The following is an 11,706-nucleotide window of genomic DNA, read 5'->3' as shown; positions in this document are numbered from 1 at the left end:
GGCAGCTTATGTTGTATTTTGTAGGAGCAAATATTATAATTAAAGGAGAGAAAACAGTATGCCGGCCATTTCAATGTTTTATGGTATTATTATTAAGATGTACAACAACAGTGAACACAATCCGCCTCATTTCCATGCATCATATCAAGGATATTATGCTACCTTCAATTTTGATGGTGAGCTAATTGAAGGAGATATGCCAAAAAGACAGATTAAATTTATAGCAGCCTGGACAGAAATTCACAAAGATGAGCTAATAGCCAATTGGGAACTGGCTATTAACGAAGAACCCTTATACAAAATCGAACCATTGCGTTAAAAGGAGTGACCACGATTATGAAAACGCCAGTATGGGTAGTTACCAACGTACAACCGCAAAAGGATTATACGCTGATTTTAACCTTTGCCAGCGGCGAAAAAAAGCTTTTTGATGCTCGCCCACTTCTTGCAAAAGCAATCTACAAGCCATTGAACAATCTCAGTTTTTTCCTGACAGCTAAAGCTGATTGTGGCTCCGTAGCCTGGAGCGATGAAATTGATATTGCACCGGAATATTTATACGAGTGCAGCCTTCCTTTGCAGGTTATTTAAGCTGCTACTTAATTTTGCTAATGTAAGATTAGCAGGGATGGACTTACAACTATGGATAATTTCTGCAAGCAAATTTATGAAGCTGGCATTAACGACGGCAGAGCTGAAGGTAAGGCTGAATACATTAAAAATCTTATGTCTATATAGTGCAAACGAGGTCAGCAACGCTGACCTCGTTTTTCTTATCTGTTTCCATACATCTTCTTATAATAATGCTGATACTCGCCATTAATAATATCCTGCCACCACTTTTGGTTCTCAAGATACCATTTAATGGTCTTTTTAATGCCATCGGCAAACTTCGTTTTGGGAAGCCAGCCAAGCTCATTATGAATCTTAGTCGGATCAATTGCGTAACGCATATCATGACCTTTGCGGTCAGTTACATGCGTAATCAGGCTCTCCGGTTTGCCAAGCTCCTTGCAAATCAGCTTTACGATATCAATATTGCGCATCTCATTATTACCGCCGATATTATATACCTCGCCTACTCTTCCCTTATGAATAATCAAATCAATAGCCTTGCAGTGATCCTCGACATACAGCCAATCGCGTACATTCAAGCCTTCGCCATATACAGGTAAAGGTTTATCTGATAAAGCGTTCACAATCATCAATGGTATCAGCTTTTCGGGAAACTGATAGGTCCCGTAGTTATTACTGCAGCGCGAAATCGAAACCGGCAAGCCATAGGTCCTGTGATAGGCCATGACGAGCAAATCTGCGCTTGCCTTGGAGCTGCTATAGGGAGAGCTCGGCCGAAGTAAGGCTTTTTCGGTAAACGGCTTTGCCTCTGCAGAAAGTGTTAAATCTCCATACACCTCATCTGTAGATATCTGATGGTAACGCCTGATACCGTATTTACGGCAAGCATCCATCAAGGTTGCAGCCCCCATGATGTTAGTCTGCAAGAAAATACCGGGATTTTCAATGCTACGGTCAACATGTGATTCTGCAGCAAAGTTCACCACGATATCGGGATGTTCTTCCTCAAAAAGCTTGTCTACTGCTTCTCTGTCGCAGATATCTGTCTGCACAAAGCTAAAGTTCGGCTTGTCCATCACAGGCTTTAATGTAGAAAGATTACCTGCATAAGTCAGCTTGTCAAGACAAATAATGCGGTACGCAGGATGCTTTGCCAGCATGTGAAATATGAAGTTGCTTCCGATAAATCCGGCACCGCCGGTTACGATAATATTAATAAGAACGCCCCCAAACAGAAAGATATTGTTAAGGCCTAAATTACAATAACAGGTTGCAAACTTTTTGAAAAGTAAAATGCATAGATTTTATCCAACTCAAAGTCAAACAGTTCCTCTGGAGTTTTATATCCCAGAATCTTCCTTAGACATACATTACACCAATCGGCTATAAACATCATATTTTCGCAGATGTAACTGTCAATTCTCTCGCCTTCACTGATGAATCTTCTGAGCAAAAATAAGCTCTATGTTCATTTTTTAGTTATCTTGCTTCTTCTCTAGTCCATTCTTAACTCCTCTTGAATTCGCTTCACCAATCGCTTATGAAGTTTCGCATCCACGATACTTACATCAAAGCCTGGAGGTGTTGTTTTAAATTTATCTTTTTCATCCCTTTGCAATTCATATTGTTTACGTTGGAAGTTTCTCAACCCATCTATGTCTACATCTTCTACTAAAATAGCTTCATTGCAACCACCTTTTATGCGCATCATATTCATTTTAACAGATGATGCCGGTTTAATTAATCTGCTATCACCATAATCAGACGTATTGACCTGTAAACAATAGCAATGCATATCCCTGCACAATGACTCCATAACATTAGAGAAATAATTAATATCCTTATTACATTCTACTGCAACAAATAAGTCTAAATAATTTTTAAAGGCACTACGTAAAGAAATTGAAGCTATTTCAAAACAACAGTATACAGAAAAGAAAACATCATGCCAATAAAACATTTGCAAGGTTTTTCCTTCACGCGGAAAATGGCTATAGTTTACTACCATCCTTTGTTCCTCTGGCGAGAAATGAATCTTTTCATGAAATGCCATATACGCAAAGCTATAATTATTAATCTTATACGGTAATATAACTGCCGTTAAATTTAAAATATCCTTTTGAAAGCTATTTTCATCGGAATGATTCAATGCTATAATCTCAATTCCGGAAATGATAGCTATCTTATTCGTAGCGCTAAACCTGTATAACCTTGCTAGCCACTCATAAGGTAAATAGCATTCCGGGAAGACTATCATATCTACTTTTTCCTTAACCGCCAGCCTTAGGATCTCTTCAAGCTTTTCATACCTATCTAATGAACGATCATAAACATCTTTCAATACATCTTCAAAATATTTCTCATATATCTTGGTATTAGCTATAGCAACACGCAACTTTTTCTTAGCTTCACCTTTGATAGCAACAAAAGTTTTGTCTATTGCATCATCAGGATAATATGTATATATATCTTTATCTGTATCTGGTCGATTTGAAGGAACAATAGTAACAACGTTGTCTAACCTATCTCCGTCATAATCATCGCCACCTGTATTTCCATTATTAAACTTATAGTTATAATTTAATAATGCGTAAAGCTTGTTAATTTTCTCATCTACTTCCAGTTTATTCTTTTTACTGAACATCTGAGCTGTATACATTGAAAACTTTAATTCTTCTGGTTTTATAACTGTAGGAGAATAATAGTACTTATTAGTTGATAAATCAATTTCACTAATTAAGCTTAGAGAATTTTTGAGATCAAAAAGAAAAATATTCTCCTGTTTATCTTTGGGATTTTCTTTTTCTAAATCATCTTCCATTACCTTTATTTTTTCTTGCAGTTTATTTATGATACTTTCAATGCACAGTGGAACAAGAAATTTATTCAGCATACGTGAATAACAATACTGTTTTCTAAAACGGAATATAGTTTTTTCATCCAAAATAGTTACTTCATCTGCAAGCCGTGCTTCGTTGAAAATCTTGCAGACATCTTTTATTGCACTATCCGCTCTAGGCCCCCATGTAAGTGCCATAACTCTGCATAGACCGGAATAGAATACCCTCACTAAATCCCTACTACAAATTTTAGTTTTATCAGATGAAGCATCACCTTTATAAGTTAATTTGCGTAAACTATCTACTATATTCTGAGTAAAACGAAGTAAATTTTTCTTATCATGCCTCAATATTAATACTTCTAAAATTCTTTCCCAAAGCATGTAATTTTCTATTAAAACATCATCAACCATTAACTTCAGAAGTTCACAAAAATTAGGATTATCCTTACTGTCCGTAAGCATACTAATAGACATCTGCTTACCTAAGAATTTTGATAGCTCAAATTTGTTTATCGCTATATCCTTTACAGAGCTTATTTTATTAATACTGTCCGAATACTTTACATCGAATAATTTGCAATAAGAATCAACGCTATATATCGTATCTGCTGGCGCTAAAAATCTAAACTCACTGGAATTTTTTAAGATTTCATTTTGGAAATATCGTAGCAGCATATCAGATGAGCCAGAATCAAAAACAAATAAGCGAACTTTTTTATTCTGAACCTTTATATACACATCTCCATTAACCTTCATTGTGCCAGTTTCAGCATTTTGATTACTCTGACTAGCAAGAGGCACCTTTAAAAATTCAGGATTGAGATAATAATAATCTTGATCTTCAATATTTTTATCATCTTTATCCTCATTTTGTTTAATATTACTATGACAAAATAAAGCTCTTTCAGATTGATTAAAACAAGCTTCACATTTTTTTGCATTACAGTTTGTCAAATATAATTCTATAATATCGGAAGCCTCTGTATTATGATTATAAATCAGCTTATACAGCTCACTATTCTTTTCTACCTTATCAACAATAATAATATCGTCTACATAACGACCATAGTACAAAGGATTCCAACGACTATTAATTTGTTGATCTAAAACATTGAGGCGATAGTTTGCTAGAATGCAAGATGGTAAAAAGCCTATCGGAAGAACATTGTTAGCATGCTCCTCACTGTTTTGCTGAATACTATTATCTGTAATCCATAAACCTTCATCATTACATTCACTACGTAATTTACAGGAATAACTCCGTATCACGTTAAACACAAAATTATGAATACGGGTTAATACATCAGTTTCTTCGGATTCCTCATCATCATTTTCTCCTTTTAAAACTTGGAGCATATTATCAAACTCGTCCTGTTGATAATTTACAGAATAGTAATAGCGCTGCAAATCCATAGTAAGAATAATTATGTCATCACCTTTATCAAGGTGTTCTCTGGCAATATCTATACCATTATCACGCCAAGCCGTATATTGAGAAAAATAAGGCTCAAACATTCCTGGATAATATGTAGGTTTTTTACCCTTCTTAAACATACTCCTGCGCAATCTATTGCCATAAGAATGCTTATACATCTTGTCATCTTCATCAAGATAGCGACCAATAAGTAAAATCCACAGAACGCCCAAAATATGCCCTTCTATAGGCATGTCAATCATATATTGAAAATCTTTAATGTTGATTTTTTTATTATGATTCTTATTGAAAATGACCTTACTTTTCTCTTTATCTGTAGTATTATTTATTGCTTTAGGAAGAGTAAAAATATTTATAGCTTCTAAAATCTCTTTTTCTTTACTTTCCCATTGGGCGGAATCAGTAAGTGATGCCGCTAAATCTTTGAGCTTATTCTCCCACTGATCACCATATTCAAATTCAACGAGATCATTTCGTGTAATAACATTGGATTTATCAAAGAAAATACTGTTCTTTAATTTTTTATAAGCTATTTCAACATATCGTGGTAATTCATCTAATTCAAATAGATTTATTTCATTATTTTCCATGATAAAATCCCCTTTAGATGCTATTTTTCTTCACTGCAAATCTTTTCAGCATTTGTCCAAATTTATGAGTTGACAGTAATGGATGAATCTATTAATATACCGTCTCTTAATCGAGCACAAAAATTGAACTAGATCAATCCAACCACAAGCAATGGATTAATGTGGAATTTATTATAAATCTGATTAATAATAAATTCAAGACACTATGCTATATATTGTTCTACATCGCATACCGCTATAATAGCTGAACCTGCTGGCATATTCATTTATCATCTAAATAGTTTCTTGCATTTTTTGCTAAATAAAGATATCTTTGCAGAAATTATATGGATAATATTAAAATCTCCACTAAATTTAAGCCAAATCTTATATTTAGAATTCAATTTACAGTAACTATCTTTGTCAGATTTGTATTTTATCAATTCCGGAATGATTTTCTCCTTATACATCCTTTTTTCACTGTCTGTCCCACAAGCATAAACAGCAGTCATACAAGATAATAAGGCCTTTACATATAAACTTTTACATTCTTTGATGCAAGGAATATTTTTCGCTACACTATACTCAAATGCCTCTTTACGCGCCAAAACGTAATCCCATCTAGCTTTAGGAGCAAAAGAGGTTTGGGTAATAGAGTTACCATTATAATAATAATTATAAAAAACTTTGTTTAAATATCCCACCTTTTCTGCGTTAGCTATGAATAAATACATGGTAGCAGAATCCTCAAAAATGCGTCCTACCGGAAAGCGAACATCTCCTATTGCTTTTTTTGTATACACTTTACACCAAACAGCAGCCCCATCATTCGCTAAACAATTTATTAAAGCTTCTCTGCCATCAACAATACAAACGCTTCCATCTCCATATGTTTCTTTTATTTTTTCTCCAGGCTTAATTCTCTGTACTCCACAAGTAACAATATCCAGATTATTATTCTCAATTACTTTTATCATAGTGGAATACATATATGGCAAAATACTATCATCGCTATCTATAAAACTAATATACTCGCCTTTAGCAACATCTAGTCCAGCATTCCTAGCATAGCTAAGACCTCCATTTGGTTTATGTATTACTCGTATACGCTTATCTTTCTTTGCATATTCATCACAAATTTTTCCACAATTATCAGGGGACCCATCGTCAACCAAAATTACTTCTATATTAGGATAATCTTGTGCAAGAATGCTATCTATACCTCGTCTTAAATATGCTTCGACTTTATAAATAGGTACAATAACAGAAATCAATTTATATTTTTCATTGTATTCGTTCATAAACACTTCTTGTATGATATTTATAAAAGCAAAAATTCATACTCTCCGTTCTTTTAATATTGTGGTTCAATACATCCAGATACTGTAAACAATCACTGATGTTTTGTAACTTTGACTACGCGCCAGGAATGTATTGCCGCTACCTTTATCTGAATAGTTTATAGCTAGATGCATCGAAGTTTTTCTTCCGAATGCTTATTTAAATCAAGTCTACGATGATAATCATTGGTAAATATCACAATATTAGACTTTTTTCCGGAAGGTTGATTCTCATGATTTTTGTTGGTATTGATATTGCTGAACTTAATCATTTTACTTCTGCCATCTCTTATAATAAAGGAGTAATTATTGAGCCGTTCAGCTTTACTAATTACTCTGATGGCTTATATATGCTGCTTTCCAAGCTTTCTCACTTTGAAAAAGACAGTATCATCTCCGGTCTTGAGTCAATGGACACACTACGGCAACATGTTTTTAAGATACCTTGTTGAACCGAGCTGCAACGTGTATGTTATCAATCCACCAGACTTCTTATTTACGTAAAACGAATAATGATAAAATCAATACTTATACCATAGTTGCTTGTTGTATATTCATCTTTGAATATTATCGTTCAATCATATTTAAAAACATTTCCAAAGCATACACTAACCATTTTTCATCCGGTTTTAAACTACTTACACAATTTGGTAAAAATTCTTTTCTCACAGGTCCTTTCCAACCTTTTAACCACTCATCCATTGGTCTTGGCATCGGTATTTTGTTTGGTATATCCCATCCTCTATATAAATTACTAAATAATTCACGAACAAAATATTTACTATCACCTTTTTTTATACGCTCATAATCTAACGGCTTATTTAAGTACGTATTACTATATGGTGCAACAAACTCGATTCCTGCCAACTCACAAGCATTCTCGTAACTAGCAATACTTTCCAAAATATCCCATTTCAACAAATGTTTATGGACATCTATTAATCCATTGGTCATTAAAGAATCTTTGTATGGCAACTCCTCCAATACATATTCTTTTAACACTTTGCTTGGCAATAAATAGGAAAATCGTTTTAAATATTCATCATAAGTCCAATTTCTTGATAAAAGCTTATCCAAGCCACCATAATGAATATCTGCTGTTTCACCAAATATCATTTTGCTAAAACCTTCTTCTTTAGCTTTAAGAGCAGCCTTATATATTTGCACTTCTATAGAATGAATAGGCATACCTTTGCGTTTCATTAGTATAGGAGCATATTTAATCATATCCTCCCAACTTACATTTACAATTTTATGATTCAATCCACATTCAGATGCATATTTAGCTGCTTGTATTGTTTCATCTACAACTTGTTTATTCGGCACTACACATTTAAAGGTATAAGCACTAGATCCCGCTGGCATATATTTAGCCAATACCGCAGAATCAATACCTCCGCTTAAAGCCAATACCGCTTTCCCATACCTACATGCAGTTTCAACTTGTTTTTCTAAACATAATCCTAACTCATGGCTATTGTTAATCGGCACACCATCTATTTTCCTTTTAGTAAATTGGGGAATTATGTTGTCTGCAAATTGTTTATTTTTATCTATAATATTTCTATGCATAAGCCAAGAACTCATACAATAAATCTTGTCAACAGTCATATTCTATTCACCTCGTACTGCAAGCAATGCCTTTGAAATTTGAGTTGAGGAAATTCCTTTAGTATATGGAAAATAAATAATCTTTATGCCTTCTTTTTCAAATTCTTTCTCATAGTTTTTCCATTTTTCAGTACCATAGCAATCATCGCCAACAAACAAAACAGATGCTCCTAATTTTTTACACATTGTGAGTTTATCCATATCGTACTGCGGAACTACTGCATCAACATACTTTATAGATCTTACAATTTCCAGTCTATCTTCAAATGGAATCATTGCTTTTTTTCCTTTATATGCTACTAACTCATCCACAGTAACACCAACAATTAATTTATCACATAACCCTTTAGCATTTTTTAATAAATTTAAATGTCCAATATGAAACAAATCAAAAACTCCAGCTGCATAACCAATTTTCATTATTACTATACCTCCAATACTAAAATTTTATCTTTTGATGATGGCATATCCTTTTTTCTTCAGGTGGCAAAACCATCCAATTTTCATCATAGTAGCTACTTAAATATTCTTCAGGATTATTGGGTACATAAAATTCAAATCCTTCAAAACTTCTTTTTTCAACAGGGAGAATATCCTTTGTTTTAGTAAAATGTAAACATCCAAAATCCAACGGATGTGTCAAATATTTTGCATCTCTATTCGAAAACCAATCCTTATGTTTACTAAAATACAACCTTACACATTTTGTAAACTCCAATGGTAAGCAAAGAATAATATTTACATAAAGCGTAACCATTATTCTTTTTATGCTTCCACGCAAATAATCCTTTTTCTTTTCTCTTGCCAATACACCCCATCTCATCCATTTTACGAAAAAGATTGAATCGTAAAAGTCATTAGGTATAATATCTATAAAAATACCATGATGGTAGTTTTCATCTCCATTTTCACCAGTTTCAATTAACAATGTATTATGCTTTCTAATTTTGGCAATATTCAAAGGAAATGCAGGCTCAATATCTCTTGTTTGCAAAAAATATTTTGCATCAAGTTCTTTTTCTGCCACTTTCAAAAATCTTTCATAGTCTTTTCTAGGCATAGAAATATCAATATCATCATCCCAAGGAATAAATCCCTTATGACGAAGTGCACCTAAAAGAGTTCCTCCTTCAAGCCAATACGTAATATTATTTTCTACACAAATTCTGTGTACTTCTAACAATATCTCAAGCATAACTTTTTGCGCTGCCGCAATAGTTTTATCCTCATTAAACATAATTGCTCCCCCATATTTTCTTTATATTTCTACTATATTCTTAATCAAATTCTCATGGCTATAAGCCTCATTAGCTTCAACCAACCCTTGCTTATACTGCCCATGCTTCTCCGGATAACTGTTAACAAATGCTTCCAGCTGCTCAGTAAATGCAGCAACGCTATCCAATGCGACAGCCTCGCCAACATTGTAAGCTGCCAAAACCTCCGGATTCATTTCCGGTGACTGCAAAATCGGCTTGTAAAAGCCAATAGCAGTAAACAGCATAGCACTCCAATGATAACGATAACGTTCTGCAGCATAAGGCGCTATTATAACATCAACCCCAAGCAATGCCTTCTGCCACTCTTCACCGATCAAATTTTTATGCCAAAACTCTATCCCCTGAACATCCCTGTATTCACTGATAATCTTCTCAAACTCTTCACTGTCTTCCGTACGCGCTGTTGCTCCCTGCATAATAAGTTTTACAGGAACAGTAAACTTAGCCTGCTTAAATGCATCTAAAAAGAATCGTACATTCTTTTCACGACGATACTGACCAAAAAATCCCAATGTCAATGGCTCCATATAAGTCAAATTTTTATCTACAGGCAAATCCTGCGGTTTAAATACAGGTGGAGCAATAAGGTCTACATTTTTCAAGCCATCATTTGCAAAATCATTGCGCAAAGTAATAACTTTCAAATGAATATCAGGATAACGCTCACAACGCTTTGCCTGTTTTACAAAATTAGCCTTTTCCTGAGGGTTAATACCATGGAAAATAATATATACCGGTATCTTGCTGTTTTTTAAATCTGTATCTAAAATTGCTCGCAGATATCTATATGTTGCTGTAGGAATAATGATAGCATCATAATTATTTTCAATGCTTTTTTTATAAGCAGAATTAAACCACTTCCTGCGTCTACTTTCACGCTTTACAGATAACCACAGCTTTTGAAACTTATTAGAACCTGCATAAGTTACAACCTCTCCACCTTCAAGGTAATCAACCTTAGCATTGTATTTTATTTTAAACGGAAAGTTTTCCGGCACCAGCATCACCGGTTCATGCCCTTGGTTATTCAGCTCATCAACCAAGATACGGTCAAACTCAACTTCATGACCTGCCGGCATAATAATACTTTCTAAAATCGCTATTTTCATTTTTCTTTACCTCTTTGCAAATCTATAAGCTTAATATATTTAGTCAAGGTATACATAAAATGATATACAGATAAGGTTATTCCTAATCTACCATCAAGAATACCTTTTTTTAGTAACAACATCTGAATAAATGAAAAAAAAGCATGACCATATGCGGTGAAATAGCCTACTTTCTTCCCGTTTTCGTAAGCATTCTGCGCCCAAATAGTCGTATATTGGTTAAACTTATTAAAATACTGCTGCCATCCGGTATACGTATAATGCTCAATATAACCGCCCAACACCTTTAATTCATCCTTGCACATCGGCTTTTCATGTACTTTATTAACCCAATGCACATTTTTAGTCTTAAACAAGCGCGGTACAAAATCAGGCTTTAAAACACCATAATTAAATTCCTGCCCAAAAGCTACAGATTTGCGTTTTATTGAATACTGGCATGTTTTATCATTCCCAACAGCATTCTTTACGGAAGCTAAAAGTTCATCATTCATTCTTTCATCTGCATCCAGATACAGCACCCATTCAGTTTCTACATGCTGCAAGGCAAAATTGCGCTGCGCCGCAAAGTCATTGTCCCAAGCACGATAAACAACCTTCGCACCATTTTCTTCTGCTAATTGAACTGTTTTATCCGTACTGCCGGAATCGACAATCAGCACCTCTGCTGCAACTTTCTTGGCATTCTGCACAACAGCGACTATATTTTTTTCTTCATTTTTAGTTAAAACTACTACCGTAAGATTATTATTCATCTGTACCCGGCACCTTTCAAGTGTATATTCTTTAAACCTCTCATTGTATTCTAAACAGACACATGTATTATTATCATTTAAATAACCTATGCTCAGCAATAATTATACCATATGTAAGCTATCACTGCATAACATTGTGATTAAATCTTGAAATTTCCAGCAAAAACGGCCATAGCCAGCAATGAATTG

The 11,706-nt window shown here is 34.2% G+C and carries 11 protein-coding genes and 1 pseudogene; 3 read left to right on the top strand and 9 right to left on the bottom strand.

Annotated features, from left to right (window positions below):
• Nucleotides 1-58 precede the first annotated feature (58 nt).
• Together HMPREF9443_RS05930 and HMPREF9443_RS05925 are read left to right on the top strand one after the other, a co-directional pair.
• Nucleotides 59-319 (top strand): DUF4160 domain-containing protein, encoded by a 261-nt coding sequence (locus tag HMPREF9443_RS05930; protein ID WP_009145634.1) that lies wholly within the window; start codon nucleotides 59-61, stop codon nucleotides 317-319.
• Nucleotides 320-336: 17 nt separating this feature from the next.
• Nucleotides 337-591, top strand: a complete 255-nt coding sequence (locus HMPREF9443_RS05925; protein WP_009145633.1) for a DUF2442 domain-containing protein — start codon at nucleotides 337-339, stop codon at nucleotides 589-591.
• A 182-nt stretch (nucleotides 592-773) separates the two neighbouring features.
• On the opposite strand, the gene rfbB is transcribed toward HMPREF9443_RS05925, so the two are convergent.
• The 4 genes and pseudogenes from rfbB to HMPREF9443_RS05905 form a co-directional block, all read right to left on the bottom strand.
• Complete coding sequence (gene rfbB / locus HMPREF9443_RS05920; RefSeq protein ID WP_009145632.1) at nucleotides 774-1,736, bottom strand: dTDP-glucose 4,6-dehydratase; 963 nt, start codon at nucleotides 1,734-1,736, stop codon at nucleotides 774-776.
• 92 nt (nucleotides 1,737-1,828) lie between these two features.
• Nucleotides 1,829-2,029 (bottom strand): annotated as a pseudogene (locus HMPREF9443_RS11250) (hypothetical protein); the annotation flags it as partial.
• 42 nt (nucleotides 2,030-2,071) lie between these two features.
• Nucleotides 2,072-5,443, bottom strand: coding sequence for a hypothetical protein (locus HMPREF9443_RS05910; protein ID WP_009145630.1), 3,372 nt, complete (start codon nucleotides 5,441-5,443; stop codon nucleotides 2,072-2,074).
• Between the two features lie 269 nt (nucleotides 5,444-5,712).
• Nucleotides 5,713-6,723: a glycosyltransferase gene (locus HMPREF9443_RS05905; protein WP_009145629.1), complete on the bottom strand. Its 1,011-nt coding sequence runs from the start codon at nucleotides 6,721-6,723 to the stop codon at nucleotides 5,713-5,715.
• 272 nt (nucleotides 6,724-6,995) lie between these two features.
• Here HMPREF9443_RS05905 and HMPREF9443_RS05900 point away from each other — a divergent pair, with 272 nt between their 5' ends.
• Complete coding sequence (locus HMPREF9443_RS05900; protein ID WP_040565117.1) at nucleotides 6,996-7,214, top strand: hypothetical protein; 219 nt, start codon at nucleotides 6,996-6,998, stop codon at nucleotides 7,212-7,214.
• 115 nt (nucleotides 7,215-7,329) lie between these two features.
• On the opposite strand, the gene HMPREF9443_RS05895 is transcribed toward HMPREF9443_RS05900, so the two are convergent.
• Genes HMPREF9443_RS05895 through HMPREF9443_RS05875 form a run of 5 tightly spaced genes read right to left on the bottom strand, consistent with a single transcriptional unit; the run spans nucleotide 7,330 to nucleotide 11,517 of the window.
• Entirely contained in the window at nucleotides 7,330-8,373 is a 1,044-nt protein-coding gene (locus tag HMPREF9443_RS05895) for an asparagine synthase-related protein (protein ID WP_009145627.1), read from the bottom strand.
• A 3-nt stretch (nucleotides 8,374-8,376) separates the two neighbouring features.
• Nucleotides 8,377-8,793: an adenylyltransferase/cytidyltransferase family protein gene (locus tag HMPREF9443_RS05890; RefSeq protein WP_009145626.1), complete on the bottom strand. Its 417-nt coding sequence runs from the start codon at nucleotides 8,791-8,793 to the stop codon at nucleotides 8,377-8,379.
• Between the two features lie 19 nt (nucleotides 8,794-8,812).
• Nucleotides 8,813-9,610: a LicD family protein gene (locus HMPREF9443_RS05885; protein WP_009145625.1), complete on the bottom strand. Its 798-nt coding sequence runs from the start codon at nucleotides 9,608-9,610 to the stop codon at nucleotides 8,813-8,815.
• Nucleotides 9,611-9,631: 21 nt separating this feature from the next.
• Nucleotides 9,632-10,762: a glycosyltransferase gene (locus tag HMPREF9443_RS05880; RefSeq protein ID WP_009145624.1), complete on the bottom strand. Its 1,131-nt coding sequence runs from the start codon at nucleotides 10,760-10,762 to the stop codon at nucleotides 9,632-9,634.
• Nucleotides 10,759-11,517, bottom strand: a complete 759-nt coding sequence (locus tag HMPREF9443_RS05875; protein WP_009145623.1) for a glycosyltransferase family 2 protein — start codon at nucleotides 11,515-11,517, stop codon at nucleotides 10,759-10,761. The genes HMPREF9443_RS05880 and HMPREF9443_RS05875 overlap by 4 nt, the downstream gene beginning before the upstream one ends.
• Nucleotides 11,518-11,706 lie beyond the last annotated feature (189 nt).

It is taken from the genome of Phascolarctobacterium succinatutens YIT 12067, assembly GCF_000188175.1.
GTDB classification, from domain to species: Bacteria; Bacillota; Negativicutes; order Acidaminococcales; family Acidaminococcaceae; genus Phascolarctobacterium_A; species Phascolarctobacterium_A succinatutens.
The sequence above is the reverse complement of the archived record's forward strand: the minus strand, read 5'-3'. Positions and strand labels throughout refer to the sequence as shown.

Excerpts from the sequence above, each read along its gene's own strand:
- HMPREF9443_RS05900 (WP_040565117.1), top strand. The coding sequence starts at position 6,996 with ATGATTTTTGTTGGTATTGATATTGCTGAACTTAATCATTTTACTTCT.
- rfbB (WP_009145632.1), bottom strand. The coding sequence starts at position 1,736 with ATGCTGGCAAAGCATCCTGCGTACCGCATTATTTGTCTTGACAAGCTG.
- HMPREF9443_RS05885 (WP_009145625.1), bottom strand. The coding sequence starts at position 9,610 with ATGTTTAATGAGGATAAAACTATTGCGGCAGCGCAAAAAGTTATGCTT.
- HMPREF9443_RS05895 (WP_009145627.1), bottom strand. The coding sequence starts at position 8,373 with ATGACTGTTGACAAGATTTATTGTATGAGTTCTTGGCTTATGCATAGA.
- HMPREF9443_RS05905 (WP_009145629.1), bottom strand. The coding sequence starts at position 6,723 with ATGAACGAATACAATGAAAAATATAAATTGATTTCTGTTATTGTACCT.
- HMPREF9443_RS05910 (WP_009145630.1), bottom strand. The coding sequence starts at position 5,443 with ATGGAAAATAATGAAATAAATCTATTTGAATTAGATGAATTACCACGA.
- HMPREF9443_RS05930 (WP_009145634.1), top strand. The coding sequence starts at position 59 with ATGCCGGCCATTTCAATGTTTTATGGTATTATTATTAAGATGTACAAC.
- HMPREF9443_RS05890 (WP_009145626.1), bottom strand. The coding sequence starts at position 8,793 with ATGAAAATTGGTTATGCAGCTGGAGTTTTTGATTTGTTTCATATTGGA.
- HMPREF9443_RS05875 (WP_009145623.1), bottom strand. The coding sequence starts at position 11,517 with ATGAATAATAATCTTACGGTAGTAGTTTTAACTAAAAATGAAGAAAAA.
- HMPREF9443_RS05925 (WP_009145633.1), top strand. The coding sequence starts at position 337 with ATGAAAACGCCAGTATGGGTAGTTACCAACGTACAACCGCAAAAGGAT.
- HMPREF9443_RS05880 (WP_009145624.1), bottom strand. The coding sequence starts at position 10,762 with ATGAAAATAGCGATTTTAGAAAGTATTATTATGCCGGCAGGTCATGAA.